The sequence below is a fragment of the Streptomyces sp. KL2 genome (genome assembly GCF_046529545.1).
GTDB classification, from domain to species: Bacteria; Actinomycetota; Actinomycetes; order Streptomycetales; family Streptomycetaceae; genus Streptomyces; species Streptomyces radiopugnans.
In genome coordinates, this window is sequence record NZ_CP127170.1 from 2,549,654 (window position 1) to 2,575,082 (window position 25,429).

The 25,429-nt window shown below is 75.1% G+C and carries 24 protein-coding genes and 1 pseudogene; 13 read left to right on the forward strand and 12 right to left on the reverse strand.

Annotated features, from left to right (window positions below):
* Positions 1 to 188 precede the first annotated feature (188 nt).
* Both QPK52_RS11490 and QPK52_RS11495 read right to left on the reverse strand, forming a co-directional pair.
* Positions 189 to 1,340 (reverse strand): acyl-CoA dehydrogenase family protein, encoded by a 1,152-nt coding sequence (locus QPK52_RS11490; protein WP_410537363.1) that lies wholly within the window; start codon positions 1,338 to 1,340, stop codon positions 189 to 191.
* Positions 1,337 to 1,819, reverse strand: coding sequence for an SRPBCC family protein (locus tag QPK52_RS11495; protein WP_410537364.1), 483 nt, complete (start codon positions 1,817 to 1,819; stop codon positions 1,337 to 1,339). Before QPK52_RS11495 ends, QPK52_RS11490 begins: the two co-directional genes overlap by 4 nt.
* A 210-nt stretch (positions 1,820 to 2,029) precedes the next feature.
* Here QPK52_RS11495 and QPK52_RS11500 point away from each other — a divergent pair, with 210 nt between their 5' ends.
* The 4 genes from QPK52_RS11500 to QPK52_RS11515 are packed head-to-tail and all read left to right on the forward strand — an operon-like array spanning position 2,030 to position 4,555.
* Positions 2,030 to 2,815: an SDR family NAD(P)-dependent oxidoreductase gene (locus QPK52_RS11500; protein WP_410537365.1), complete on the forward strand. Its 786-nt coding sequence runs from the start codon at positions 2,030 to 2,032 to the stop codon at positions 2,813 to 2,815.
* A 35-nt stretch (positions 2,816 to 2,850) separates the two neighbouring features.
* Positions 2,851 to 3,366, forward strand: a complete 516-nt coding sequence (locus QPK52_RS11505; protein ID WP_410537367.1) for a flavin reductase family protein — start codon at positions 2,851 to 2,853, stop codon at positions 3,364 to 3,366.
* Positions 3,367 to 3,401: 35 nt separating this feature from the next.
* Positions 3,402 to 4,397: an MBL fold metallo-hydrolase gene (locus tag QPK52_RS11510; protein WP_410537369.1), complete on the forward strand. Its 996-nt coding sequence runs from the start codon at positions 3,402 to 3,404 to the stop codon at positions 4,395 to 4,397.
* Between the two features lie 35 nt (positions 4,398 to 4,432).
* Positions 4,433 to 4,555 carry a hypothetical protein gene (locus QPK52_RS11515; RefSeq protein ID WP_410537370.1) on the forward strand — a complete coding sequence of 41 codons (123 nt, stop codon included), beginning with the start codon at positions 4,433 to 4,435 and terminating at the stop codon, positions 4,553 to 4,555.
* Positions 4,556 to 4,700: 145 nt separating this feature from the next.
* Here QPK52_RS11515 and QPK52_RS11520 read toward each other — a convergent pair whose 3' ends face one another.
* The 3 genes from QPK52_RS11520 to QPK52_RS11530 all read right to left on the reverse strand — a co-directional run bounded on the left by QPK52_RS11520 (position 4,701) and on the right by QPK52_RS11530 (position 10,338).
* On the reverse strand, positions 4,701 to 5,159 hold the full coding sequence (locus QPK52_RS11520) for a nuclear transport factor 2 family protein (protein ID WP_410537372.1): 459 nt from the start codon (positions 5,157 to 5,159) through the stop codon (positions 4,701 to 4,703).
* Between the two features lie 166 nt (positions 5,160 to 5,325).
* Complete coding sequence (locus tag QPK52_RS11525; protein WP_410537374.1) at positions 5,326 to 8,112, reverse strand: AAA family ATPase; 2,787 nt, start codon at positions 8,110 to 8,112, stop codon at positions 5,326 to 5,328.
* Positions 8,113 to 8,499: 387 nt separating this feature from the next.
* Positions 8,500 to 10,338 (reverse strand): S8 family serine peptidase, encoded by a 1,839-nt coding sequence (locus QPK52_RS11530; RefSeq protein WP_410537375.1) that lies wholly within the window; start codon positions 10,336 to 10,338, stop codon positions 8,500 to 8,502.
* A 654-nt stretch (positions 10,339 to 10,992) separates the two neighbouring features.
* Here QPK52_RS11530 and QPK52_RS11535 point away from each other — a divergent pair.
* The 4 genes from QPK52_RS11535 (at position 10,993) to QPK52_RS11550 (ending at position 14,197) form a co-directional block, all read left to right on the forward strand.
* Positions 10,993 to 11,175, forward strand: coding sequence for a hypothetical protein (locus QPK52_RS11535; RefSeq protein ID WP_093657563.1), 183 nt, complete (start codon positions 10,993 to 10,995; stop codon positions 11,173 to 11,175).
* Between the two features lie 105 nt (positions 11,176 to 11,280).
* Positions 11,281 to 12,072 carry a hypothetical protein gene (locus QPK52_RS11540; protein ID WP_410537376.1) on the forward strand — a complete coding sequence of 264 codons (792 nt, stop codon included), beginning with the start codon at positions 11,281 to 11,283 and terminating at the stop codon, positions 12,070 to 12,072.
* Positions 12,069 to 13,004 carry a DUF6895 family protein gene (locus QPK52_RS11545; protein WP_093657559.1) on the forward strand — a complete coding sequence of 312 codons (936 nt, stop codon included), beginning with the start codon at positions 12,069 to 12,071 and terminating at the stop codon, positions 13,002 to 13,004. The genes QPK52_RS11540 and QPK52_RS11545 overlap by 4 nt, the downstream gene beginning before the upstream one ends.
* A 5-nt stretch (positions 13,005 to 13,009) precedes the next feature.
* Positions 13,010 to 14,197: a serine hydrolase domain-containing protein gene (locus QPK52_RS11550; protein WP_410537377.1), complete on the forward strand. Its 1,188-nt coding sequence runs from the start codon at positions 13,010 to 13,012 to the stop codon at positions 14,195 to 14,197.
* Positions 14,198 to 14,449: 252 nt separating this feature from the next.
* On the opposite strand, the gene QPK52_RS11555 is transcribed toward QPK52_RS11550, so the two are convergent.
* From QPK52_RS11555 to QPK52_RS11565, 3 genes are all read right to left on the reverse strand, one after another.
* A complete protein-coding gene (locus QPK52_RS11555) occupies positions 14,450 to 15,748 on the reverse strand; it encodes an RNA polymerase sigma factor (protein WP_410537378.1) in 1,299 nt (432 codons plus the stop codon).
* Between the two features lie 15 nt (positions 15,749 to 15,763).
* Positions 15,764 to 16,183 (reverse strand): YciI family protein, encoded by a 420-nt coding sequence (locus QPK52_RS11560; protein WP_093657555.1) that lies wholly within the window; start codon positions 16,181 to 16,183, stop codon positions 15,764 to 15,766.
* A 214-nt stretch (positions 16,184 to 16,397) separates the two neighbouring features.
* Positions 16,398 to 17,195 (reverse strand): aminotransferase class IV family protein, encoded by a 798-nt coding sequence (locus QPK52_RS11565; protein WP_410537379.1) that lies wholly within the window; start codon positions 17,193 to 17,195, stop codon positions 16,398 to 16,400.
* 137 nt (positions 17,196 to 17,332) lie between these two features.
* On the opposite strand from QPK52_RS11565, the gene QPK52_RS11570 reads away from it, so the two are divergent.
* Complete coding sequence (locus QPK52_RS11570) at positions 17,333 to 17,677, forward strand: MerR family transcriptional regulator (RefSeq protein WP_410537380.1); 345 nt, start codon at positions 17,333 to 17,335, stop codon at positions 17,675 to 17,677.
* A 352-nt stretch (positions 17,678 to 18,029) separates the two neighbouring features.
* Here the strand turns inward: QPK52_RS11570 and QPK52_RS11575 are convergent, their stop codons facing one another.
* On the reverse strand, positions 18,030 to 18,710 hold the full coding sequence (locus tag QPK52_RS11575; RefSeq protein ID WP_410537381.1) for an enoyl-CoA hydratase-related protein: 681 nt from the start codon (positions 18,708 to 18,710) through the stop codon (positions 18,030 to 18,032).
* A gap of 270 nt (positions 18,711 to 18,980) precedes the next feature.
* Here QPK52_RS11575 and QPK52_RS11580 point away from each other — a divergent pair, with 270 nt between their 5' ends.
* Positions 18,981 to 20,393, forward strand: coding sequence for a PP2C family protein-serine/threonine phosphatase (locus QPK52_RS11580; RefSeq protein ID WP_410537382.1), 1,413 nt, complete (start codon positions 18,981 to 18,983; stop codon positions 20,391 to 20,393).
* Positions 20,394 to 20,424: 31 nt separating this feature from the next.
* Here the strand turns inward: QPK52_RS11580 and QPK52_RS11585 are convergent.
* Positions 20,425 to 20,835 (reverse strand): annotated as a pseudogene (locus tag QPK52_RS11585) (SDR family oxidoreductase); the annotation flags it as partial.
* 264 nt (positions 20,836 to 21,099) lie between these two features.
* Positions 21,100 to 21,768 carry a lytic polysaccharide monooxygenase gene (locus QPK52_RS11590; RefSeq protein ID WP_410537383.1) on the reverse strand — a complete coding sequence of 223 codons (669 nt, stop codon included), beginning with the start codon at positions 21,766 to 21,768 and terminating at the stop codon, positions 21,100 to 21,102.
* A 218-nt stretch (positions 21,769 to 21,986) separates the two neighbouring features.
* On the opposite strand from QPK52_RS11590, the gene QPK52_RS11595 reads away from it, so the two are divergent.
* Entirely contained in the window at positions 21,987 to 22,631 is a 645-nt protein-coding gene (locus QPK52_RS11595; protein ID WP_410537384.1) for a class I SAM-dependent methyltransferase, read from the forward strand.
* 50 nt (positions 22,632 to 22,681) lie between these two features.
* On the opposite strand, the gene QPK52_RS11600 is transcribed toward QPK52_RS11595, so the two are convergent.
* Positions 22,682 to 24,178 carry an AAA family ATPase gene (locus tag QPK52_RS11600; RefSeq protein ID WP_410537385.1) on the reverse strand — a complete coding sequence of 499 codons (1,497 nt, stop codon included), beginning with the start codon at positions 24,176 to 24,178 and terminating at the stop codon, positions 22,682 to 22,684.
* A 150-nt stretch (positions 24,179 to 24,328) separates the two neighbouring features.
* Between QPK52_RS11600 and QPK52_RS11605 the strand changes: the two genes are divergently transcribed.
* Together QPK52_RS11605 and QPK52_RS11610 are read left to right on the forward strand one after the other, a co-directional pair.
* Positions 24,329 to 24,778: an archease gene (locus QPK52_RS11605; protein ID WP_410537386.1), complete on the forward strand. Its 450-nt coding sequence runs from the start codon at positions 24,329 to 24,331 to the stop codon at positions 24,776 to 24,778.
* A 172-nt stretch (positions 24,779 to 24,950) separates the two neighbouring features.
* The gene (locus QPK52_RS11610; protein WP_410537387.1) at positions 24,951 to 25,397 is read left to right on the forward strand and encodes a DUF2267 domain-containing protein; all 447 of its coding nucleotides are present in this window, start codon (positions 24,951 to 24,953) and stop codon (positions 25,395 to 25,397) included.
* Positions 25,398 to 25,429 lie beyond the last annotated feature (32 nt).

The window sequence follows — 25,429 nt, forward strand, 5'->3', positions numbered from 1 at the left end:
ACCGCGCCGTCCGTCCCTCCGGGCCGGGCGGCGCGGAACCGGTCGTACGCAACGGCCGCGCGCAACGGCCGCGCGCAACGGCCGGGCACAGCAGGGGGACAGCAGGCGACCGCCGGAGCGGAACACGGAGGGGGCCGGGGTCCGTTCGGACCCCGGCCCCCTCCGGCCGTACCGGCGGACGCCCGCCGCTACCCCTGCGCCGGGCCGAGCAGCGCCGTCGCGTAGCTGCCGCGTGCCGAGGTGTCGTACTGCAGCGCCACATGGCTGGCCGCCACGGTGACGTCCCGCCAGAAGCGCTGGAGGGGCTGCGCCGGCGCCAGGCCGCCGGTCCCGGCCCCGTGGACCAGCAGGTCCACGGCCTCGGTGAGGAGTTCGGCGGCGGTGGCGGCGTTCCGCTCGCTGTGGGCCAGGAGTTCCCGGGTGAACACGCCGCCGTCGGCTGTGGCGGCGTTCCGCTCGATCAGGAGCCGGGCGGCGTCGATCCGGCCGGAGGCGCGGACCAGCTTCGTCTCGGCCGTCTGCGTGCGCCGCCGCCCCGTCAGCGTGGCGGCGAAGGCGTCGAGCGCCCCGGCCGCGGCGCCCGCCGCCGGAGCGGCGAAGGCCAGCCCCGCGGCGGCCGGCAGCGGGACGTTGTGGACGGCCCCGGCGGAGTGCGCGTTGCGCCCGGAGAGCACCTCCATGCGGTCGAAGGACAGGTGCTCGGGCACCAGGACGTCCTCGACCACCACGGTGTGGCTGCCGGTGGCGCGCATACCGATGCTGTCCCAGGTGGGGTGGACGGTGCACGCCTGCCTGCGCACCGCGAAGAAGCGCATCGCGGGCGGGCCCCCGGCGGGCCCCCCGGCCGCGGGCCCTCCGGCGGCGGGCGCCATCGCGCACAGCAGGACCCAGTCGGCGTGCTCGACGCCGCTGACGTAGCCCCAGCTTCCGCTCAGCCGCCATCCGCCGTCCGCGGGGACGGCCCGGCCCGCCGGGGGCAGGCCGGCGGCGACGACGGTGTCGGGTCCGCCGCCCCAGAGCTCGCGCCGGCCCTCCTGCGGGAGGTGGGCCGCGAACCGCGCCGAGTGGGCGGTGAGCGAGGCGATCCAGGCGGTGGCCGGGCAGCCCCGGGCGATCGTGAGGACGGCTCCGGTCAGCTCGCCGAACGTCCCCTCGGCACCGCCCCACGCGGCGGGTACGAAGTGCCGGGCGAACCCGTGCGAGCGCACCGCGCCGACGACCTCGGGGGCGAGGGCGCCGCTGCTGTCGGCCGCGGCCGCGTGCCCGGCCGCGAGTTCGCGCAGTTCCTCCGCTCCCGCCGCCACACCGGCGGCGGGGCGGGTCCCCGTCCCGGCGGTCACCGCTGGACGGCCTTCGCGAACAGCTCGAGCGTCTCGCCCGGGCTGGGGCCGTCCAGCGCGCGGTGGATCGCCTGGGCGTCCGGACCGTGCTTGTGCAGCTTCACATGGGCCAGTTCGACCCTGGTCGTGGTCGCGTCGACGGGGGTGATCGTCACCTCGATCTCGCTGGCGCGCTCGTCGTCGGGGATGGACTGCCAGCGGCCGTCGATCCGCCAGGTCATCGAGAGGCCGCGGGGAGGCTCCCAGGTGAGGACGCGCCCCCAGTCGATCTCGTTGCCCTCCGCGTCCCACTCGTAGTAGCGCCCGCCCTCGCCCGGCTCGAAGGCGAGTCCGACGCGCTCGTTCTTCAGCAGGACGTGCGTGGGCGGCCACCAGTCCTCGGGCCGCTCGGTGAAGACCTTGAAGCAGTGCTCGGGCGTGGCCGCCACCGTCACCGACTTCCGTACGTCCGGGACTGACTGCTCGGGCTGATCGGCCATGTGGGGCCTCCTCGCTGCGTGTCTTGCGCACATCGGACGCGCACCACCGTCGCGGTCCGGGCTCGACGGGGTGTCGAGCCCGGCTCGAAGAAACGTGCGGCGCGCGTCCGGGCCACGCCGGGCGGTTCGAGGGGGAATCGAGATCCGCGCAAGGCGCAGGGGTCACGGTCGTCGTCACCCAGGCCACCTCACGGAGAACGGGAGAGCACGATGACAGATGCAGGACGGCGGGTCGCCTTCGTCACCGGCGCCACCAGCGGTATCGGCCTCGCCGTGACCGAGCTGCTGGCCCGGCAGGGCATGGCGGTGTTCGGCGTGGCGCGCTCCGAGGAGAGCGTGAAGGCCATGGTCAAACGGCTCCGCGCGGAGGGCGCGGAGGTCTCGGGCGCGGTGTGCGACGTCTCCTCGACCGAGCAGGTGCGCGACGCCGTGGCCGCGGCGGTGCGCGAGTACGGGCGCGTGGACGTCCTGGTCAACAACGCCGGCCGGGGCGGCGGCGGGGTCACGGCCGAGATGTCCGACGCCCTCTGGCTGGATGTGGTCGACACCAACCTCAACGGCACCTTCCGCGTCACCCGCGAGGTGCTGGCGAACGGCCGGATGCGGGAGGGAGGCTGGGGACGGATCGTCAACATCGCCTCCACCGGCGGCAAGCAGGGCGTCGAGCTCGCCGCGCCGTACTCCGCCTCCAAGCACGGGGTCATCGGCTTCACCAAGGCCGTCGGCAAGGAACTGGCCAAGAGCGGCATCACCGTGAACGCCGTCTGCCCCGGGTACGTCGAGACCCCCATGGCCCAGCGGGTGCGCCAGGGCTACGCGGGCCACTGGGGTGTGACGGAGGAGGAGGTGCTGGAGAAGTTCGAGGCGAAGATCCCGCTGGGCCGCTACTCCACCCCGGAGGAGGTCGCCGGCATGGTCGGCTACCTGGTCTCCGACACCGCCGCGTCCATCACCGCCCAGGCGCTCAACGTCTGTGGCGGCCTCGGCAACTACTGACCCGGTCGGCGCACCGAGACCTTGGAGCCGCAACCATGAGGCCTGACAGCACCACACTGACCCCCGAGTCGGACATCGCGGCCTTCCGGTCGGCCATGGGGTGCTTCCCGACCGGGGTGGCGCTGCTCTCCCGGGGAAGCGGCGCCGGGGCGTCCGTCGTCACCGTCAACAGCCTGACCTCCGTGTCCCTCGACCCCCTGCTCCTGCTGGTCTGCCTCAAGTCGGACAGCCGGATGGTCCGGCGGGTCTCGGAGGCCGGGAGCTTCGCGGTGAACGTGCTGGACGAGACCCAGCGGGACCTGTCGGCCCTGTTCGCCCGCTCCGACCGCCCGTCGGGGGAGTCCGCCATGCGGCTGCTGGACGCCGTGGAGGGCGCCACCGGGAACGCGGTGCTGCCCTCCGCCGCCGCCTTCTTCGAGTGCCGGCTGTACGCGGAGCACGCGGGCGGCGACCACGTGGTGTTCCTGGGCCGGGTCGTCGCCCTGCACCGCTCGACACCGGACCGCCGTCCGCTGCTGTTCCACCACGGCCGGTACGCGGCGCTCGCCTGAGACGTCCGCCGGCCCACGACCGCACGGGAGACCGCATGACCCTGTCCACCGGCACCGGCGCCCTCGGCGCCGGCACCCTCGACCCCGCCGCCTCCCCGGCCGCCGGCGTCCCGGCCGCCGGCGCGCCCTTCCTGGAGGAGGTCGCCGACGGCGTCCACGCCTTCGTCCAGCCGCCGGGCGGCTGGTGCCTGAACAACGCGGGCCTGGTGACGGGCCGGCCCGGCGGCGAGGGCCCGCCCGTCCTGATCGACACCGCGGCCACCGAGGCCCGCGCCCGGCTGCTGCGCCGGGAGGTGGAGCGGGTCGTCCCGGACGGGCCGGGCATCGTCGTCAACACCCACTTCCACGGCGACCACACCTTCGGCAACAGCCAGTTCACGCCGCGGGCGGTGGTCGTCGCGCACGAGGGCACCCGCGCCGACAGCGCCGAGGCGGGGCTGGGGCTGTGCGGACTGTGGCCGGACGTGGAGTGGGGCGAGATCCCGCTGACCCTGCCGACCCTGACCTTCCGCGACGGGCTCACCCTCCGCGCCGGGGGTCTGCGCGTGGAGCTGCTGCATCTGGGCCCCGCGCACACCGCCGACGACACGGTGGCGTGGGTGCCCGAGCGCGGTGTGCTGTTCACCGGCGACCTGGTCTGGTCGGGGGTGACGCCGTTCGTGCTGATGGGCTCCGTGACCGGTTCGCTGCGGGCGCTGGAGCGGATGCGGGCCCTCGCCCCGCGCGTCGTGGTCCCCGGTCACGGGCCGGTGGGCGGCCCGGAGCTGCTGGACGCCACCGAGGCGTATCTGCGGTGGCTGCTGCGGATCGCACGGGAGTCCGTACGCGACGGACTCCCGCCGCTGGAGGCGGCGCGCCGCGCGGACCTGGGCGGCTTCGCCGGCCTGCTCGACCCCGAGCGCCTGGTCGGAAACCTGCACCGGGCCCGCGCGGAGCTGGAGGGGCTGCCGCCGGGGGCGCGGATGGACGTGGCCGGTCCCTTCGGGGAGATGGTCGCGTACCACGGAGGACTGCCGGACTGCCACGCCTGAGGCGGCGTGCCGGATCCGGCGGGGAGGAGATGACGATGATCACCGATGCGCCGGAGCGTGAGCCCCTGGAACACGACTTCCGGGACATCCCCGTTCCCCTGCTGGCCGGAGAGGAGGAGGACGCATCCGAGCCGCACATCTGGCGGGGCATCGACTGACGGGCCCTTCGGCACCTCGGAACGGAGCGACGCACAGGCGGTACACGCGGCACCACGGCGGTGGCCCCCCGGATCCCACCGGGGGCCACCGCCGTGGTGCCGCGCGCGGCCCGGCGCGGAGCGCCGCGCCGCGGGAGGCGCGTCATCAGGGGGCGGGGAGCTCCACGGGGGTGTCGCGGTGGATGACCCGCGACCGCGTGAGCAGTTCGCCGTCGCGCCGCACCAGCACGTCGTCGACGGTGAAGGTCGGCTGGAAGGAGACCTTCCCCTCGCGGTCGGTCTGGGTGACGAGCGTGTAGTACGACACCCGCAGGGTGTCCTCGTCCGCGGGGTCGGTCTCGATCAGCAGGTGGTCGAACCAGTGCCGGACGGCGATGTCCCGGTAGCGCGGCAGGTTCGCCCGCATCCCCGCGATCATCCGCTCCCGGCCCTGCGCCCGCTCGCCGTTGGCGTGCACCACCACTCCGTCGTCGGTGAAGGTGTCCGCGAAACCCTCGATGTCCAGGGCGTCGACGCGGCGCATCTGCCGCGCGTAGAACGTCTGCACCTCCGCGTAGAGGTCCCCGGTGACCTTGCTCCTGGTTGCCTGGACCGCCTGAGACACGGCGACTCCCTTCGATGACGGCCTGCGCCGCCGAAGGCCGGCGGCGCGATCGCCACCACGCTGCCGCGCCCGGCTTCAGCACCGCTGGAGACCGGCTCGTACGGGCCGGGTCAGGCGGTCCGGGCCGGTCGAATCGGGTCGGGCCGGCCGGGCCGGTCCGGGCGGGTCACTCGTCGCGCACCGCCACGGCGAGCTGCGCCCGGCCGCGGACGCCGAGCTTGCGGTAGATGCGAGTCAGCCGGGCCTCGACGGTCTTGACGCTGAGGAAGAGCCTGGCCGCCGCCTCCTGGTTGCTCGCCCCCTGCCCGACGAGCAGGGCGAGCCGCCGCTCCGCCTCGGTGAGCCGCTCGGCTGGCTCGGCGGACCCGCCGGGGAACGGGTCTGTCCCGTCGCGCGGCGGGGCGCCGCCGGCCAGTCGCGCCCAGGGCCGGGCCCCGACACGGTCGAACACCCCGGCCGCCTCGCGCAGTACGGCCTGCGCCGACGCCCGGCGCCTGCGGCGGCGCTCGATGCGCGCCAGCGCCAGCAGGGTGCGTCCCGCCTCGATGGGCAGCCCGTGCCCGGTGAAGCGGTCGGCGGTCTCCCGCAGCAGCTCCGCCCCCGCGTCCGGGTCGCCGGTGGCCGCCAGGTACTGGCCGCGGACCCGGTCCAGCGCCGTCAGCACGGTGGTGCGCCCCAGTCGCCGCGCCACCGGGACGGTGTCCGCCAGCAGGGCGGCGGCCTTCTCCGGCTCCCCGCCGGCCACGTACGCCTCGGCCAGTTCCTCGTGCCAGCGCAGGACGGACGGGTCGGTGGTCAGGGCGGTGATCGGCAGGTCGCGGATTCGGCCGAGCGTCTCCAGGGCCAGGGCCGTCTCGCCCATGGCCAGCTGTACGCGCCCGAGCGCGTACAGGGAGCAGTGCAGGAAGACCTGGTCGCCCTCCTCCAGGGAGGCGCGCAGGCTGCGGCGGGCGTAGTCCGCGGCCCGCCGGAAGCTGCCGCCCGCGGTCTCGGCCAGTGCCGCGCTGTACCACAGGGGGCCCGGGGAGAACCCGGCCTCCAGCGCGATGGACACCGCGCGCCGGGCGTGGGCGAGTGCCGCGGCGCACTGCCCCTGGCGGGCCTCGGCCTCGGCCAGGGAGCGCAGCGCCGCCACCAGGTCCTCGGTGCTCCCGAGCCGTTCGAGCTCGGGCAGCAGGGCGAGCAGTCCCTCGCGCGCCTCGGTGAGCCGGTCGTCGAACAGGGCGTGGCGCAGGGCGAGCAGCCGCGGCCCGTTGCGCAGCGCGGGCGGGAGCCCCTCCCGCCACACGGTGAGCGCCTCCTCGGTGTGCGCCGCGGCCTCGGGCTCCCCCAGGGCGCGGCTGGTGCGGGCGCGGGCCGTGGCCGCCAGTACGGCGGTCTCCCGGTCGCCGGCGGCCAGGGCCAGGCGGTACGCCTCCTCGGCGGTGGCGCGTGCCGCGGCGCTGTCGCCGTCGGCCAGTTGCTGCTTCCACACCAGCCGGACCAGCACGGCCGCGCGCATCGACGGGTCGTCGCCGGCGTCGGCCAGGGCGTGGGAGAAGGTCTCGTCCAGGTCGGTGAGGCCCTGGAAGGCGGTGTCCAGGATGGCGAGCCGGGCCCTCAGCCGGGCGGCGGGCGGGACGTCGCGGGCGAGGATGGCGTCCGCGGCCCGTTTGGACAGGTCGGGCCGGGCGGCGCGGGCCGCGTCGGCGGCGGCCCCCAGCAGCCGCGTCACCTCCTCCTCGGGGCGTCCGGCGGGGGTGCGTTCGGCGGCGAGCAGGCCGAGTTCGGCGGCCAGGGCGTGGTCCCCGCGGCGGCGGCAGGATTCCACGGCCCGGTCGAGTTCCGCGGCCAGTTCCGCGCCGGCGCCGCGGGGGTCGGCGGCCAGTGCCCGGTGGCGTACGGCCTGTACGGGGTCGCCCACGGCCCGGGCCAGGGCGGTGTGGCAGTCGGCCCGCTCGGCCCAGTCCGCCTCGGCCGCCAGGGTCGCGGGTACCACTCCGGCGGTGAAGGCGACCGCGCCGTTCTGGCCGACGGTGACCAGTCCCGCCCGTTCGGCGGCCGCGAGGTCCGCCTCGGCCGAGGCTCGTCCCGCCCTGCGCAGCACGGTCGTGGTCGGCCCGGTGGCCAGCGCGGCGAGCAGCAGGGTGGGGTGCGCCCCGGCGGGCACCTCGGCCAGCATGTGGCGGGCGGCGGCCCGCGCCTCGCCGCCCAGCGGCAGTTCGTCGGCGTGGTGGACGAAGGTGCGGGCGCCCGCCAGGGAGCGGCCGATGGCCAGGGCGAGCCTGGGGTTGCCGCCGCTGGCCCGGTGGATGCGGCCGGCCAGGCGGGCGGGGAGTTCGTGGTCGGCCAGCAGCGCGGCGACGTGGTCGGCGCCGAGCGGCGGTACGGGGACGACGCGGGGACCGATGTGGCCGAAGAGGTTCTCCGCGTGCAGCGGGCTGGTGTGCTGCCGTTCGGCCACCAGGGCCCGTACGGCCGGCGGCGCCTTGTGCAGGGCGAAGCGGAGCAGGGCGGAGCTGTCGGGGTCCAGCCACTGGGCGTTGTCCACCACGAGCAGCACGGGCCCCTCGGCGGCCAGGAGGCGCAGTACCTGGGCCACGGCCAGCCGCAGGGCGACGCGGTCCTGTCCGGCGGCGGGCGCCTCCGTCTCGCGGCGGGCCACGGCGACGGCGGTGCGCTGCGGCCGGGGCAGCTCCCGTACGGCGGTCTCGGGCACGTCGTCCAGCAGTCCGGCCGCGCCGGCGCCGGGGATGCCCCGGTCCTCCTCCTCCGGGGCCAGCCACAGGACGGTCTCCCCCCGTGCCCGGCGTTCCTCCGGTCTGACCACGGCGGCGACCAGGGCCGTCTTGCCGATGCCCGGCGGGCCGGCGAGGGCGGCCCTGCCGTGGTCGCGCAGCGTCTTCTCCAGGTGGTCCAGCAGATCGCCGCGCCCGACCAGCGCCGGACGGGGGGTCTCCCGCTCCAGCCCCATAAACCGCCTCCGGTCGTGTTCATGCCCGTGCTCCGCGAGGATACGGAGGACATGGGCTACCGGTCGATGGTCTTCGGCGTGGACGTTCGACGGAATTTCGACGGAGGTCTCGGCGGGGGTCTCGACGGAGGTCCGGGCGGGCTTCCCGGTGGAGGTCTCGGTGGGCGCGGGGGATTCCGCGCCGGAAGCCGTCAGGGCCTGCCGTCGGGTGCAGCGCCGGCAGGCCCTGGTTCTCCGGCCGGTCCGGACCGGTGGGGGTCCGGACCGGTGGGGGTCCCCGGTGGGGGGCGGGGGCCCCCGGGAGCCCGCCCCGTCAGGAGGACGGGCCCCGGTCCGGCGGCCGTCCGGGCCGGGTGGTCCCGGCCCGTCCGGTCACGTTCGGTTCGCTCAGAAGGTCAGGCTCCAGGAGTCGATGTAGCCGGTGTCCCCGGAGTAGACGTCCTTGACCCGCAGCCTCCAGGTGCCGTTGGCGAGCGCCGAGGAGGCGTCGACGGTGTACGTGGCGATCACGTTGTCGGCGCTGTCGGAGGCGGAGGACTGCTTGAGGGTGGCGTAGCGGCCGTCGGGGGCGACCAGTTCGACGACCAGGTCGCCGCGGTAGGTGTGCTTGATGTCGACGGCGACCTGCAGGTCGGCCGGCGCGTTGCCGCTGCGGCCGCTCACCGCGATCGGGGAGGTGACGCCGGTGGTGTTGCTGTCCGGGATGGCGACGTTGGTGCCGTTGGTGTAGGTGTCGCCAGCCGGGGGCTGCTCGCCGCCGCCACCGCTGTCGCCGCCGACGGCCGCGACGGTCGCGGCCGCGTCGGCCAGGCCGGCGCCGCAGCCGCCGCTGCACGTGCCGGGCAGGGTGCGGGCCTTGGACTTGATCAGCTGCTCGATCCGGGCCGGGCTCAGCGAGGAGTCGGCCGACTTCATCAGCGCGGCCAGGCCGGCGATGTGCGGGGCGGCCATGCTGGTGCCCTGGTAGTAGGCGTAGGTCTCACCGGCGGGCCGGGTGGAGCCGGAGTCCACCGTGGAGAGGATGCCGTTGGTCCGGATCGCGGTCTCACCACCGGGGGCGGCGATGTCGACGACCGAGCCGTAGTTGGAGTAGGAGGCCCGGTTGCCCTCGCGGTCGCCGGCGGCGACGGTGACGACGTTGTTGCAGCTCGCGGGGGTGAAGTTGGCGGCGTTGGCGTTGCTGTTGCCCGCCGCGACGACGACCGTGGTGCCGCGGCCGACGGCGCCGTTGATCGCGTTCTGGTAGGTGCTGGAGCAGGTGCCGCCGCCGCCCAGGCTCATGTTGATGACGTGGGCCGGGGTGGGGTTGGCCGGGACGCCGTGGACGGTGCCGCCGGAGGCCCAGGTGATGGCGTCGGCGATGTCGGCGGTGGTGCCGCCGCACTTGGCGAGCACGCGGACGGGCTGGATCTTCGCGTTGTACGCGACGCCCGCGATGCCCTTGCCGTTGTTCGCCGCCGCGGCGACGGTGCCCGCGACGTGGGTGCCGTGCCAGGAGGAGGGGCTGTCGTAACTGGCCCCGCACTCACCGGCGTTGAACCAGTCGCCCTCGTCGGCGGGGTTGCTGTCGCGGCCGTTGCCGTCCCGCGCGTTGGTGGCGTCGGAGACGAAGTCGTAGCCGGAGACGATGTTGGCGGCGAGGTCGGAGTGCGCGATGTAGCCGGTGTCCAGGACGGCTACGACCGTGCCCTGGCCCGTGGAGCGGTCCCAGGCGCCGGGCACGCGCATGCCGGCGGTGGACTCGAAGAGGTCCCACTGGCTGCTGTACTGCGGGTCGTTGGGGGCCGCCATCGCGTACATACGCGTGTTGGGCTCGGCGTAGGCGACGTCCGGGTCGCTCTCGAAGGCCTCGACGACCTCGTCGATCTCGGCCCGGGAGGTCTTGCCCTCCACCTCGTACAGGGCCGCGCCCGTGGCCAGGCGGCGCTCGAACTTCAGCTTCTGCCCGGTCTTCTTCCCCTTGGCGGTGGCCTCGGCCCTGGCCGCGGAGTCGGACTCGGCCGCGCTCGGGGAGGCGTTGGCCGCCTTGGTCCCGGTGCGGTTGCGGTAGGCGACGATGACGCCGTCCGCGGGCGCCTCGGGGAGTCCGGTCCGCTGCTCGCCGGCCCTGGGGGCGGTCTCGCCGGCCTGGGGCGCCGCGGTGGCGACGGACGCGGTGGCGGCTCCGGTCACGAGGGTGGCGGTCGCCGCCAGCACGGATATCAGTCTTCGCCTTGGGGCCTTCACGGGGGGGTCCTCTCGAAGCTGCCCGGACAGGCCGGGCAGTGGGGGTGCCTGGTGCGGGGGTCGCGCCGAGGTTCCGGGCGGTGTGGGGTATGACGTCGGCTCCGCCCGGAACCCCGGTGCCGCCGACCATAGGAACGCCCCGACCGGCCCCGATACGGGGAAAACCCTTGCGTCCCCTCCCCGGTCCACCGCCCGCCGGCCCGCAGGGCGGGAAACGGGGGTCGTACGTCCGGAAAAGCCCGGATGCCGACGACAGGTCTCCTCCGTGACGATCCGCCGGACATCCGGTGAATTCGCGCCGGTCCGCGCTCCTGCCCGGACTCCTGTCCGCGCCCGTCCGGTGCGCGGGCGCGAGGGGGCGCCCGGACCGGGCGCCGGACGCGGGCCGCATGCCTCACCGCACCTCACCCAACTCCCCCGTACGAGTGAATGCGCGACCGGTCTTCCGGGTCATCGCGGCCGAGGTCGCCGACGCGTCCCGCCTCGTCTTCCGAGGCCAGCCGCCCCCTCCTCGCCCCATGCACGGAACGCGGGAAACCGCAAGACCGACTAAAAGCGCATATGCACATCCATCGGTGTGTTCGTAACGTCGTCTGTGAGGCCGCCCACACCGGGCGGTGACACCCACCTGGCATCCCACCGAGGAGGACCCAGATGCTCACCCACACCACGGGAACCACCCTTGCCCCCGCCGCTCCGGCCGAGCGCGACATGGTCGCCGACCTGATGACGACGCGCGAGGCCCCGGTCAGCGACGCGCCCGTGTGGGCGCCGGAGGCGATCGGCCTGCTGCTGCTCGCGCTCCTGCTCTCCCCCAGGGAGCCGCGGGAGAAGTGACGCGACCGCTCTCCACAGCGGGATGCGACAGGAAGCGGCATGATGCGACAGAAACGAACAGAACCGGCATAACATGACATACCGAACCAGAGAGGTAGGTCACTGATGCCGAATCCGGACACCCCATCGCGCACGGACTACGCCGCGGCGGTGGAGGGTCTGGCCGACCGCGTCCTCGGTGCCCTGCGGGGCACCGGGGATCCGGCGGTGGATCCGGCGGTGGTGGCCTCCCAGGTGGACGAGGCCCCCGACCCCAAGGTCGCGCTGGCGGCCGTACGGGTCCTGGGACCCGACGTGTTCGCCCCCGCGCTGCTGGCCGGAGTGCCCTTCGGGCCCGGCGACGCCCGGGCGGTGGCCGAGTCCCTCCGAATCTTTCCGCCCGCTCCGGACGCCGCGCCCGAGGCCGCGTGGCGCGACTGGACGACCGTGCGGCTCCTCGCGCGGTACGGCGGTGGCTCCCCCGACAGCACCCTCACCGACACCCCCGAGGACACCCTGGGGGTACGCGAACCGGCACCCCCGGGCGGCACCGATTCCCCGGGCTCCCCCGGTCTCTCCTGGCGCGACCTGTCCCTGAGCATGGCGCAGCTCTCCCCGCTCGCCCTGCCGGACGTCGACGGCCCCGTCCACGAGACCGCCCTGAGCCGACTGCGCGATCTGAGCCGGGGCACGGCCCGCGCGATGCTGCGCCGCGACTACCCGACCGCGGCCCGGCTGGCGCGCTGGCTCGCCTGCGCACTGCACCGCGGCGCGCGCCCGGACCTCGACACGGCCGCCGTGGTGCGGCACCTCGAACTGCACTGCGGGGGCGGCGGGCGCACCGCGCTGGACACCGCCGTCGCCCGCGGCCTGCTGGACCGTTCGCAGCCGCAGAGGCCGGGAGGGCCGACCGCATGAGCACACCCCGTACGACCGCCGCGGCCCCCGTCCCCGTGGGGCGGTCGGCGCACCGGGTGGCCACCCGCGCACTCGGCTGGCTGCGCCGCCACTGCGAGCTGGGCACCCTGCCGCCGGGCACCACCTCGGACATGGCCGATCCCGACAGCATCTACAAGCCGCTGGGCGAGACGGCCCTGGCCGCCTCCCTGGTCCTGCGCGAGGGACTGGCCTCCGCTCAGGAGGAGCGCACCGCCCGCGAGCTGCTCGACTTCGCCTGGTGGGAGCTGCGCGGCGGCGACATGCTCTACGAGCGCCAGTTGCGCTACATGATGATGGTCGACCCGCTGGAGCTGTACGCGCACTTCGTCCGCGCCGGCTACCGCCACCGGCGTCTGGAGGCGCTGCTGGACCACCTCGGCGGCCTGGTCACGATGGACGCCGTCGAGCAGGTGCCCAACCGCCGCCTCGCCGTCGCCAACGCCGCACGCCTGACGGGCCTGGCGCGCGAGACCGACTGGAAGCGGCTCACCGACGCCACCTGGCTCGGCAACACCCCCGAGCCGTGGGTGATCGACTGGATGACGGCGTACTGCGTGACGCACACCGTCTTCCACATCACCGACTGGGGGGCCCGCCCCGGCGACCTGCCGCCGCACCTGGAGGAGTACCTCCAGCTGTGGCTGCCGGTGTGGCTGGACGTGTGGCGTGAGGTCCAGGAGTGGGACCTCGTCACCGAGCTGCTGATCGTCGGAAGCTGCCTGCGCGAGCCCTACGCCGACCCCGTCCTGTGGGAGGAGCTGGCCTCGGTGCAGCACGAGGACGGGCTGATGCCGCGGGACGGCAAGGAGGTCGAGGGGGACGCCGCCCAGCGCTTCCGGGACCACCACCACCCCACCGTCGTCGCGGCCGTCGCCGGCACCCTGGCGCTCTCCCGCGCCGCGGAGCGGTGAGCCCGGTGAGCTCCGCCACGGCCCCCCGCCCGGGTCCCGAACGGGACCCCGGCTCCGAGACCGGTGCCGGCCTCGGCACCGAAGCCGGTACCGGACCGGAGACCGAAGCCGGCACCGAAGCCGGCACCGGACCGGAGACCGAAGCCGGCACCGACAGCACCACCCCCACCGCACGGCCCGAGTCCGCCCTCTCCCTCCCCCTGGAGACGGTCGCCGCCGCCGCGCCCGGCCCCGCGGTGGCGGTCGTGGCGGTACGGGCGGGTGAGTCCAGGCTGCTGTGCCGGGGCGCGTCCGCCGCCACCCGCTTCGAACTCGGCTCGGTGACCAAGACGTTCACCGCCCTGCTGCTGGCCGAGGCGGTGGCGCGTGGCGAGGCGGGCCACGACGACCCGATCGCCGGCCGCCTCCCCGCGGCCGCCGTGCCCGAGGGGTACGGCGACCGGATCACCCTCGCCCATCTGGCCTCGCACACCGCCGGGCTGCCCGTGCTGCCGCCGGGGCTGCTGCTGAGGGCCGTGCCCCGCTTCTACACCAACCCCTACGAGGACTTCACCCCCGAACACCTGCTGCACGCCCTCTCCCAGACCCGGGTGCGCCGACCGCCCGGGGAGCGGGTGCGCTACTCCAACTTCGGGGTCGGGCTGCTGGGCAGGCTGCTGTCGGACGCGGCCGGCGCCCCGTACGGCGAGGTGCTCGCCACCCGGGTCCTCACGCCGCTGGGGCTGGCGGACAGCACCTGCGACCCCGGGCTGCCCCAGGCCACCGGCCACTGGCACGGCCGCCCCCGCCCGCCCTGGCGCATCCCGGGCCTGCCGGGCGCGGGTGCGCTGCGCTCCAGCGCCCGCGACCTCCGGCGCTACCTGGAGGTCCTGCTCTCCCCGCCGCCGGAGGCCGGAGAGGCCCTGCGCACCGCCCTCCACGACGTCACCCGCCCGCGGGCGACCGCGCCCGGCGGCGACCGGATGTGCCTGGCCTGGAAGGCGCGCACCCACACCGCCCGCGACGGCGGCGCCTTCGAGCTGCTGTTCCACTCCGGCGGCACCCGCGGCTTCACGTCCTTCGCCGGCTTCTGCCCGGCCGCCCGCACCGGCCTGGCGGCGGTGACCAACAGTTCCCCCACCCTGCGCGGCACCTTCATCCGCACCGCCTACCGCACCCTGCGCGACCTCTCGGCCGAAGCCCCCACCCGCTGACCCTCCGCCCACCGGCCCGCGCCGGGCCGGTCCCCTCGACCACCCGGCGGGGCGCACAGGGGCGGGTTCGGGTGGCGTGGCCCACGAGCCGCCCTGCGCCCTGCGCACCCGCGTCGGCGGCGGCGAGGTGACGCGGGAACGGCTCCACCACCGCCCGCCGCCCGGGCCGGCTTCGTCGCGCACGCCGCCCGCGCGTGACCCGGTGCCCGGCCGCCCGGTGGGGCCGGTCGGCCGGGCACACCGGGCGCGCGGTCAGCCGAGGTCGGCGAGCTTGCGCTCCAGCACCGTCCGCTCGCGTTCGTTGCCGCACAGCCGCACCGCGCGCTCCAGTTCGGCGCGCGCCTCGTCGGTGCGCCCCAGGCGGGCGAGGAGTTCCCCGCGGACGTTCGGCAGCAGATGGGAGCCGGACAGCTCCTTGGCACCGGCCAGCCCGTCCACGACGGTCAGGGCCGCCGCCGGCCCCTGCGCCATGCAGACCGCCACCGCCCGGTTGAGGTCGACCACCGGTGAGGGCGCGAGCCGGCCGAGCGCCTCGTAGAGGAGCACGATCCGTTCCCAGTCGGTCTCCTCGACCGAGGGGGCGGCGGCATGGCACTCGGCGATCGCCGCCTGCAGGCCGTAGGCGCCCAGCCCCCGGCCGGTCCGCTCGGCGCGGGCCAGGGCGGCCCGCCCCCGGCGGACCGCGGCGCGGTCCCAGTGGCGGCGGTCCTGGTGCTCCAGCAGCACCGGCTCGCCGTCCGGCCCGGTACGGGCGGGGAAGCGCGCCGCGGTCAGCTCCAGCAGCGCCAGCAGGCCGTGGACCTCGCCCTCGTCCGGCATCAGCCGGCTGAGCACCCGGGCCAGGCGCTGTGCCTCGCCCGCGAGGTCGAACCGGATCAGGTCCTTCCCCGAGCTGGCCGAGGAGCCCTCGGTGAAGATCAGGTAGACGACGCTGAGGACCGAGCCGAGCCGTTCGGCCCGTTCGCCGGCCGCCGGAGTCCCGAACGGGACGCGGGCCGCCTTCAGGGTCTTCTTCGCCCGGGTGATCCGGGCCTGCACGGTGGCGGTCGGCACGAGGAACGCCCTGGCGATCTCGTCGCTCGTCAGACCGCCGACCACCCGCAGGGTGAGCGCCACCCGCGCCTCCCTCGACAGCACGGGATGGCAGGAGAGGAACATCAGCGCGAGCACGTCGTCGTCGATGCGGTCCGGGTCCCACAGCACGTCCTCGGCCTCCCTGACCGGATCGGGGGGCGCACCCCCCGAGGCGCCTCCCGAGACGATGCCGCCCTCGCCCAGGCCGTGGGCGAGGGCGGCGTACCTCTCGCCGAGGGCGGAGCGCCGGCGGAACGCGTCGATCGCGCGGCGCCGGCCGACGGTCAGCAGCCACCCCGCCGGGTCGCGGGGCGCGCCCTCGCGCGGCCAGTTCACCAGCGCCTCGGCCAGCGCCTCCTGGGCGCAGTCCTCGGCCAGCGCGAAGTCGCCGGTGTACCGCGCGAGCGCGCCGACGATCCGTGCGGACTCGATCCGCCAGACGGCGGCGACGGCCTCACGGCCGGTCGGATCGGCCATCCGCTGTCGCTCCCCTCAGAGCTGGCCGGTGGCCTCGCGCCACGCCCGCTCCTTCTGGATCCACTCGTTGTCCTGGGGGAACTCGTCGATCGTGGTGACCCGGCGGATCTCGGTCTTCAGGCCCGGGCCGCTGAACGGCGCCCGCCTGGCCCACTCGACGGCCTCCTCCTTGGACGCCACGTTGAGGATGTAGAAGCCGCCGAACAGCTCCTTGGTCTCGCCGTAGGGGCCGTCGGTGACCACGGGCGGCTCGGAGGAGTGGTCGACCACCACGCCCTCGGCGGCGTCGTCGAGCCCCTCCGCGGCAACCAGCACACCGGCCCGGATCAGCTCGTCGTTGTACCGGCCGATGGTCTCGAGCATCTGGCCGAAGTCGACGTCCGCCATCCCCGCGAGGGCCTCGTCGGTGGCGCGCATGATCAGCATGTACTTCATGACTCTTCTCCCTGGGCGGTTCCGGGGCCTCTCCCGGCCCCTCTCACCCATAGGTCGAACGGGGACGGCGCGGATCAACACGGCCGCCGATTTTTTTTCGGGGGAACTCCGGCAGCGTATGGCACGTCCCGGTGATCCCTGCGGAGATCGCGTGCGACTGCGTCGAGGGGCCGTGCGTTTGCGGCCCCGGCCCGCCTCGCATGGCCGGAAGCGCTCACGGCGCGGTGGGCGGTTCGGCGCGGTAGGCGCGGTGGAGCAGGTCCGTGAAGGCCGGGGCGACGGGCAGGGACACGGAGCCGACGCGGTGTACGGCGATCCCCGGCGTCCACGAGTTCATGACCACGGCCCCGGCCAGTTCCGGCAGGTCGGCGAGGGTGATCTCCCGGACGCGCTGGGGTACGCCCAGGCGGTCCAGTTGCCGGCGTACGACGCCCATCGTGACCCCGGCCAGCACCTCGGCCTCGGGCCACACCACCGCCGAGCCGTCCCAGAAGGCCAGGTTCCAGATCGTCGCCTCGCCGATCCGGCCCCGGCGGTCGGTGAAGGCCGCGTCGTCGAAGCCCCGCGCGACGGCCCGGCGCAGCAGGTACGTCTTGGCCGCCTCGCCGACGAGCTTGACCGACGGCAGGAACCGCTCGTGCTCGAACGCCGCCAGCGCCAGCGGCCCTCCGGGCCCGGAGGCGGGCGGCCCGGTGCGGACCAGCACCTCCGGATCGGCGTCCGCCGCCGTGAACTCGCCCGCCGGGGAGTACACCACCGCCGTCAGCGACACGTCCTGCGGCCCGCCCTCCAGCGCCGCGCGCAGGCAGGACCGCACCCGGTCGTCGGGCAGCGCCCGGCCGTACAGCTCCAGCGAGGCGGAACGCAGCCGCGCCAGATGGAGGTCGAGCCCCCGGACCCGGCCGCCGCGCACCTGCATGGCGGTGAAGTGGGCGTGGCCCGCGAAGGCGAGCGGCGCCAGCTCGCCGGCGGTGGCCGTACGGCCGTCGCGGTGGACGACGTAGGAGGTCATGTGTCGCTCCGAAGCTCGGGTTCCGGGATTCCGGGGGAGGTCGGGGGGAGGCGCGGCGGGCGCGGAATGCCCGCTCGCGGGGCGACGTTAGGGCTTCACACCGGTGTGAAGGTCAACTCCCGGGAGGAACAAGGCACATGCTGATCGGGGAGCTGTCCCGGCGTACGGGGGTCAGTACACGGCTGCTGCGGTACTACGAGGAGCAGGGGCTGCTCACCCCTGAGCGCGGCCCGAACGGCTACCGCGAGTACGGCGAGGACGCGGTGCTCACCGTGCGGCAGATCCGAGCCCTGCTGGACGCGGGCCTGACCACCGAGGTGATCCGCTCGGTACTGCCGTGCGCCCGGGGCTCGGAGCCGGATTTCGACTGGTGCGCGGACCTGCGGGGCGCGCTGGAGCGGGAGCTGGCGGCGTTGGACGAGCGCATCGGCGAGCTGACGCGCAGCCGTGACGCGCTCGCCGCCTACCTCGCGCGCCCCTGAGGCGCCGTACGGACCGCCGGTCGGGGGCGGGGTTCCTGAGGCGCCGGGCCCCGTGGGCCGTGATCCGGGCGATGGTGCGGGCGTTGTCCTCGTGCGGCTGCCCGTGCATGCCGAACTCCCGCGCGGCCTCGACGTCCTCCAGTACGCCGCCTATGTCGAGGACGACGCAGCGCGATTCCACGGCCCCCTCCCTCTCCGCTCCGGTATGCCGGACGGGAGGGGGGAAGGCGCGGCGCGGGCCGCCGGTTCCCGGTCCACGGGCCGCCGGGCGGTGTGTCACCGCCCCCTGAGGGCCGGGGATCCGGCCCGGAGCCCGGGTGCCGGGGGCCGGTCCCGGTCTTCGGCTGACGGATCAGCCGCCCAGGCTGAGCGGGATCTCCTCGGCTCGCAGCTCCGCGACGGCCGGGCCGTACATCCGGGACTTGATGGTGCCCAGGGTGGGGCTCGCCTTGGCGGTCAGGGACGCGGCGAGCTCGATCGCGGTGGACCGGACGGCGTCCTCCCCCACCGCGCGGTCGACGATCCCGGCGGCCAGTGCGTCCTGCCCGCCGTAGCGGCGGGCGGTGGTCATGGACTCGTGGGCCGTCTGCGGGGTCAGCCGGGCCTGGATGAGGGCGGACATGCCGGGGGTGAAGGGGATGTGGATGTCGGCTTCGGGCAGGCACCAGAAGCCCCGGTCGGCGCGCATCACACGGAAGTCGTGGGCCAGGGAGAGCATCGCGCCGGCGGCGAAGGTGTGGCCCTGGAGGGCGGCCACGGTGATCAGCGGCAGGGTCAGCACCCGGGCGAAGAGTTCCTGGACGCTCGCGGCGTACTCGGCGGCCTTGCCGGTGTTGGCCAGCAGCCACTCGAGGTCGAGGCCGTTGGAGAAGAACTTGCCGGTCGCCGCGGTGACCAGGGCGCGCGGCCCCTCGGCCTTCTCCACCTCGTCCAGCAGGGCGTTGACGGAGGCGAGCCAGTCGGGGTGGAAGCGGTTCTCGCCGTCCCCGAGGTCGAGGACGAAGACGTCGCCTTGGCGGTCGAGCGCGGGCATGGCTGCTCCTTCGGGCGGGAGTGGAACCGGCCGTGGCTTCCCGGGGGCGTCCCCGACCGGGAAGCTACCGACCAGTAACGGCGATGGCCGCATGCTATCCGGCCGCCTCGCGGACAGCACCCCCGGCACCGGACCGCTGAACAGCGCTCATCGAACAAAAGGGTCTTAGCATATGCCTTGTGAGGTGCCACCGGAGAGGAACCGGCCACTCCTTCCCGGCGGAGATCACGATCGGGTGGCGTGCCCGGCCCACAGCGACGAGGAGACCCGATGGAACACGGCCAAGGGGCGCAGCGGAACGGGCAGTGGTCTCCCCCGGTCCCGCCGGCCGCCCCGGACGCCGGAGCCGGCCGGGCCACCGAGGCCGCCGAGTTCACCGACATCACCGACATCACCGAGCAGCTCCGGTCGCTGACCCGCGCCCAGCAGCGGCTGCACAGCCTGCTCGACGCCGTGCTGGCCATCAGCAGCGAGCTGGAGCTGCCCGTGGTGCTGCGCCGCATCGTCACCACGGCGATGGAGCTGGTGGACGCCCGCTACGGCGCGCTCGGCGTGCTGGACGAGAGCGGTGAGAGGCTGGAGCAGTTCATCCCCGTCGGGCTGAGCGAGGAGGAGGAGGCCGCGCTCGCCGGTGTGGAACTCCCCCGGGGCCACGGTCTGCTCGGGCACCTGATCCACAACCCCGAACCGCTGCGGGTCGAGCACATCGGGGCCCATCCCAACTCCTCGGGCTTCCCGCCCGGGCACCCGCCGATGCGCACCCTGCTCGGCGTGGCGATCAGCGTCCGGGGCGAGATCTACGGCGACCTGTACCTGACCGACCGGCGCGACGGCCTCCCCTTCGACGCCCAGGACGAGAACATCGTCGTCGCGCTGGCGGGCGCCGCGGGCGTGGCGATCGAGAACGCCCGCCTGTTCGAGCAGCTCCGCTCCGGCGCCGAGAGCTTCCAGCGCCTGCTGCTGCCCCGGCTCCCCGACCTTCACCCGTTCAGCGGGTCGGCCGTCTACCGGCCCGCGACGGCGCCCGGGCAGCTCGGCGGCGACTGGTACGACGCCATACTGCTGCCCGACCGTTCCTGCGCGGCCGTCATCGGGGACGTCGTCGGGCACGACCTCATGGCCGCGGCCACCATGGCCCAGACCCGCAACATGCTGCGCGCGCTGCTGTACGACCGGCGCACCCCGCCGAGTCTGGTCCTCTCCCAGCTCGACCGCACCCTCCACGCGATCACCGAGAGCCCCGTCACCACCGCCTGCCTGGCCCGCATCGAGCCGGAGGGGGACGGCTGGTGCCTGCACTGGAGCACCGCGGGCCATCTGCCGCCGCTGGTGATCACACCGGACCGGAAGGCGGCCTATCTGCACGCCGACCCCGGCGTGCCGCTCGGTGTAGACACCCGGCAGCCCCGCCCCGACCACACCCACCCCCTGCCGGGCGGTACCACGGTGGTCTTCTTCACGGACGGGCTGGTGGAGCACCCGAAGCGCCCCCTGGACGTGTGCATGGACGAGCTCGCCGAGCTCGCCGTCGCCCACGCCGGGGAGCCGCCGGACAAGCTGTGCCGGATCCTGGCCGACAACCACACCAGCGACGGCCACGACGACCTGGCCGTCCTCGTCCTGCGCACCCCGGACGCCCCTGAGGACCCGGACGCCCCGGGGGGTCCGTCCGTGTCCGCCTGACGGGCGGGCGGGTCGGCTGCCGCGCCTCACACCGGCCGGCCGGCCTGACGGTGACGGTGTCGACGTCCACGCCGGGCGGCTGCCCGATCCCCCACACGATGGACGCGGCGATCTGCCCGGCGGTCAGCAGCATGCCTTCCGGGAGGCCGCCCGCGCCCTCCCGGAAGGGCGTCTCCACGCGCCCCGGGGCTATCAAGGTCACGCCCACACCGTCGCCGGTCACCATGCGCCGGGTGTTCTCGGCGAGGCCGGTCACCGCCCACTTCGTCGCGCCGTAGAGATTGCCCGGGGTGGGGACGAGGCCCGCCACGCCGCCGACGAGGACGACGCGCCCGCGCGACTCCCGCAGCGCGGGCAGCGCCTCCCTGATCAGCAGGGCCGGGCCCAGGACGCTGGTCAGCACCATCTCGCGCCACCGGGCGGGGTCGCCGTAGGCGACGGTGCCGCCGTCCGTGATCAGCGTGACGGGGCGCCCCGCCGCGCTCCGTGCTCCGTTCCGTGTCCCGTTCCCGGTCATGCCCGGCCGTGTGCTCGGTCATGTCTCCCCCAGCGGTCTCGGGGCGCCGCCCGGTGCCGCCCGGCGTCGGACAGCGGGGAGTCCATCACTTGGAGCGCTCTCGACGGCACGCACCGCCGGGCGGTGCGTGCGCGCACGGCCGGCGGGCGTGCCCGGACGCCCGCCGGCCGTGCGGCGATGGGCCGCGGCTCAGCCGAAGTTCACGTCACTGCAGATGTAGTAGACCTGGTCCGCGTGCGAGGCCTTCCAGATCGTGTAGACGACGTGGTGCCCGCTGCGGCCGGGGGCGCTGACGTTCACCCTGATGTCCGAGGTGGGGGCGTACCTGCCGGTCGTCCTGATCAGTTCCAGGTCGCCCCAGCCCAGGCGCTGGGTGGTGGGGTCGAAGCCCTGGCGGGTGACGTAGATCTGCAGGTAGTCCGCGCCGTGCTGGGCCTGGTCGCGCAGGTGCACGGTGAAGTCGCGGCCGACGTTCGTCTTCTTCCACTGGCCGGGGACGTCCATCGCGCGGTAGCGGCCGTCACTCGTGTGCCCGGCGCTGCACAGCTGGCCGTCGGGGATGAACGCCCGGTGGTTGCCGCCGACGTTGTCGCGGTACAGGCCGTTCCAGTTCCACATGGCGTTGGTGTCGGTCTGCCACGCCTGCCAGCACATCGGGTCTTCCCGCTGCATGGCCGGGTTCTGGAAGTCGCTGCCCCAGCGGAGCCAGCAGCCGTAGTTGCGGGAGGCGGGATCGATGACCGAGCCGTGGGCGGAGGCGGTCCCGGCCCACGGGAGCATGCCGAGCAGCACGGCGGCCAGCACGGCGAGGAGGCGGGCCGTCCAGCGGCCCCCTAAGACGCGATCATGACAAGTCATTGCGGACACTTCGCTTTCGGGTGTGAGGGGATACAGCCTGGGAGCGCTCCCAGTCCGTCATTCGTGCGTTCCCCCACGGCAATCGGGCCGAAACACATTCGACAGAAATTCGACAGAAATCCACTTCCGGATCATCGGACGCGGTCGCCCCGGGCCGCCGGAGCCGCCGGAGCCGCCGGAGCCGCCAGGGTCGTCGGTACCGTGGCACCGTCGGAGCCGTGCCCTTCGACCACAACGACCACTACCACCGACTGCTGCTGCGCCAGGTGCCTCCGGGCTGCCGTACCGCCCTCGACGTCGGCTGCGGGACCGGGCGCTTCGCCCGGCTGCTCGCGCGGCGGGGGATCGACACCGACGGGATCGACGCGTCGACCGAGGTGATCGAGACCGCCCGCGCGGCATCGGCCGGCCTGCCGCGGCGGCACCGGCCGCGCTTCCGCCACGCGGACGCCACCCGCGCCGAACTGCCGCACGGACACTACGACCTCATCTCCTGCCTGGCCTCCCTCCACCACATGCCGTTCGGCACGGTCGCCGTGCTTCGGGACGCACTGGCGCCCGGCGGCGTCCTGGCCGTGCTGGGCTGCTACCGGGAGACGTCCCCGACGGACCGGGCCTGGAGCCTGGCCGCCGTACCCGCCAACGCGGCGGCCCGGCTCGCGGTCGCCGCACGGGAGGCGGTACGCCCGCCCGGCGGCAGCGAACCGGGCCCGCCGTCCACCGTCGCGCCGGTGAGGCGGCCGGAGGCGACTCTGGAGGAGATACGGCGGGAGGCGGACGTACTGCTGCCCGGATCGACCCTGCGCAGACTGCTGTTCTGGCGCTACCTGCTGGTCTTCCGCGAACCCGCCGGCTCCGCCTGACCGCGGGCCGGCCGCCCGCCGCCCGGCACCCGCACGCCCCTCCCCGCGGCCTACTCGCCCCCGTACAGCCGGTCGAGGCCGACGAGCACCACCTCGCCGTCCGCCTCCGCCGCGCGCAGGGCGGGGGTGAAGCCCGCGCCGGAGTAGCAGGCGGGACGGGTGCGCGCGGTGTCCTCGCCGTGGGCGGCGAGATGGGCGATCAGCCGGCGCAGCCGCTCAAGGTGGGCCACGTCCAGCACCTCCCCCCAGCGCGCCAGCCCGACCGACAGCAGCGCACCGGGGCGTTCCCCGGCCGGCCCCCGCACCACCACCTCGGCGGCGGGGGCGGCGTCCGGCGGCGGATGGGCCGGGGAGCCGCGGAGAGCCGTGGCGGGCGCCTCCCCGAAGACGCCGGGGCCGGCGTACTCCGACGCCCAGTCCCGGCACACCTGGGCGAAGTGCGGCGCCGCCACCTCCGTCTCGAAGACGGGGCGCGCCCGGCGCCACAGGGCGTCGGCGTCCTCCCGCTCCGCCGACGACCGCCGCGGCCGGACGACCGCGTACTCGAAGGCGAGCAGCGGCTCGGCGATCCGCAGCCGGATGACGTTCGGGCGCAGCGCGTCGGGTTCGGCGCCCAGCAGTCCGCTCTCGTGCAGCAGTTCCAGGCAGCGGGAGACGTCGGGCAGCGGGGCGTCGAGGAACTCGGCGATCTCCCCGGACGTGGAGTGCCCCGAGGCGACGGCGGCGAGCGCGGAGTGGCACAGGGCGCGGTCGAGGTGGTCGGTCTCCTCCAGCAGCAGCAGCCGCGCCTCGCGGTACAGGGGGGTGCCGGGGTCGAGGACCGTCCGGCGCACCCAGGCGCCGAAGTCGTCCGGCCCGCCGGGTGTGTCGCCCCGGACGTGGTCGTACCGGTAGGCGGGGGTGCCGCCCACGACGGCGTGCACCAGGAACGCCAGGCGGGGGTCGTCCAGGCCCCACAGGCGCGCGGCCTGCCGGAAGTCCGGCGGCCGCACCTCCAGTTCCAGGTCCGCCAGCCCGTGCAGCGGCGAGGGGCCGCTGAACAGCCGGCGCATCACCGGCAGGTCGCTGCCGCACAGCAGCAGCCGGGGCCGGGCCCCGCCGTCCTCTCCTGCCGCCGCGCTCCGGCGGTGCAGGGCCGCGCAGATCACGGACGGCAGCGACGGGCTCTGCCGCACCAGACGGGGGAACTCGTCGACCACGACCGGCAGCGGCCGCCCCTCCCCCAGCCCCAGCAGGGCGTCCACGGCCGCCTCCCAGTCGCGCGGGCGGTTCCGCGCGGGTGCGCCGGTGTACTCGGCGACCTGCTCGCCCAGCATGCGCAGGGACTCCGACCGCACCGCCTCCTGCGCGCCGAACCAGAAGCCGCCGGCGGCCTCTGTGAGCGCCCGGAGCAGATGCGTCTTGCCCTGCCGAAGCCGCCCCGAGACGACGCCGAGGCCGGGCCCGGGGCGGGGGTCGGAGGCGAAGGCGGTGAGCGCCTCCCACTCGGCATCGCGGCCGAGGACCGTATCCGGCTTGGCGTACCGGAGGGCGTCGGTGCGGGACACGGGCCGCTCCCATCGGTCGGTAGCGCTCCTCGTCCCATTACACCTCCGGCCGCCCGCCGCCGCGACGCGCGTACGCCCGCCCGCCGGGCGACGATGGGAACGGCGGGCCGGACGGGTGCCGGGAGCCGGGGAGCCGAGGAGGGCGGAACCATGGCACGAGACGGGAGCGCCGCGCGGCACAGCGGCCCCCGGGGCGGGCACCGTTCCGTCCCGCACACCGCCGACCTGCGGGTGGAGGCGTGGGCCCCGACCCGCGAGGAGTGCCTGGCGCACGCGGTGCGCGGCGTCTGCGAGTCGTTCGTGGACCTGTCGGGGGCCGTCGGCCGGCGCCGCCGGGACGTCGAGGTGCGGGCGGAGACGGACGAGGACCTGCTGGTGGCGCTGCTGGACGAGGTGGTCTACCGGCTCGACGCCGACGGCGAGGTGCCGGTGGACACGGAACCGGCCGCCGTGCCCGGCGGGGTGCGGGCCGTGCTCCACATGGCCGACGCCGACACGCTCGCGGAGACGGGCGCGGCGCCGAAGGCCGTCACGCTGCACGGGCTGAACTTCGGCCGCGGAAGGCGCGGGTGGGAATGCTCGGTGACGCTCGACGTCTGAGCGGGAGTACCGGGCGGCCGGGCGAGCGGGCCGAGCGGGTGACCGCGCGGGCCGCCCGCAATACCATGGATCCAGGACAGGGACGAAACGGACTTCTCCGGTCACCGGTTCCGTACGGCCGTCCCGCGGCGCCCCGCGGCGCCACGACCTCTTTCTCCGAGGGGGAAGATCCATGTCCGCCACGCACGCTGCCGAGTTCGAGCACGTCATCCACACCGCGAACATCTGGCTGAAGGCGGTGTCCGAAGCCCTGGGGACCGAGGACCGGCACCTGGCCAACCGCGTCCTGCGCACCTGGCTGCACACCCTCCGCGACCGGCTCACCGTCGACGCCGCCGCCCACTTCGCCGCCCAGCTCCCCGAACTGCTGCGCGGCGTCTACTACGACGGCTGGGTCCCCAGCTCCGCGCCGGTCAAGTACGACCGCGAGGCCTATGTGAACCGCTTCGCCCAGGAGGCCCTGGTGAGCACCGAGGCCGTCCCCCGGATCGCCCCGGCGGTGACCGAGGCCGTACGCGCGCACCTGTCGCCCGGCCAGCTGGAGCGCGCGCTCGACCAGCTGCCGCACGACGTCCGCGCCGTCCTCGAACCGGCGCCGGTCCCGGCCCCCGCCGGCTGAGCGGTGCCGGTGCGCACCGATGCGCACCGGCG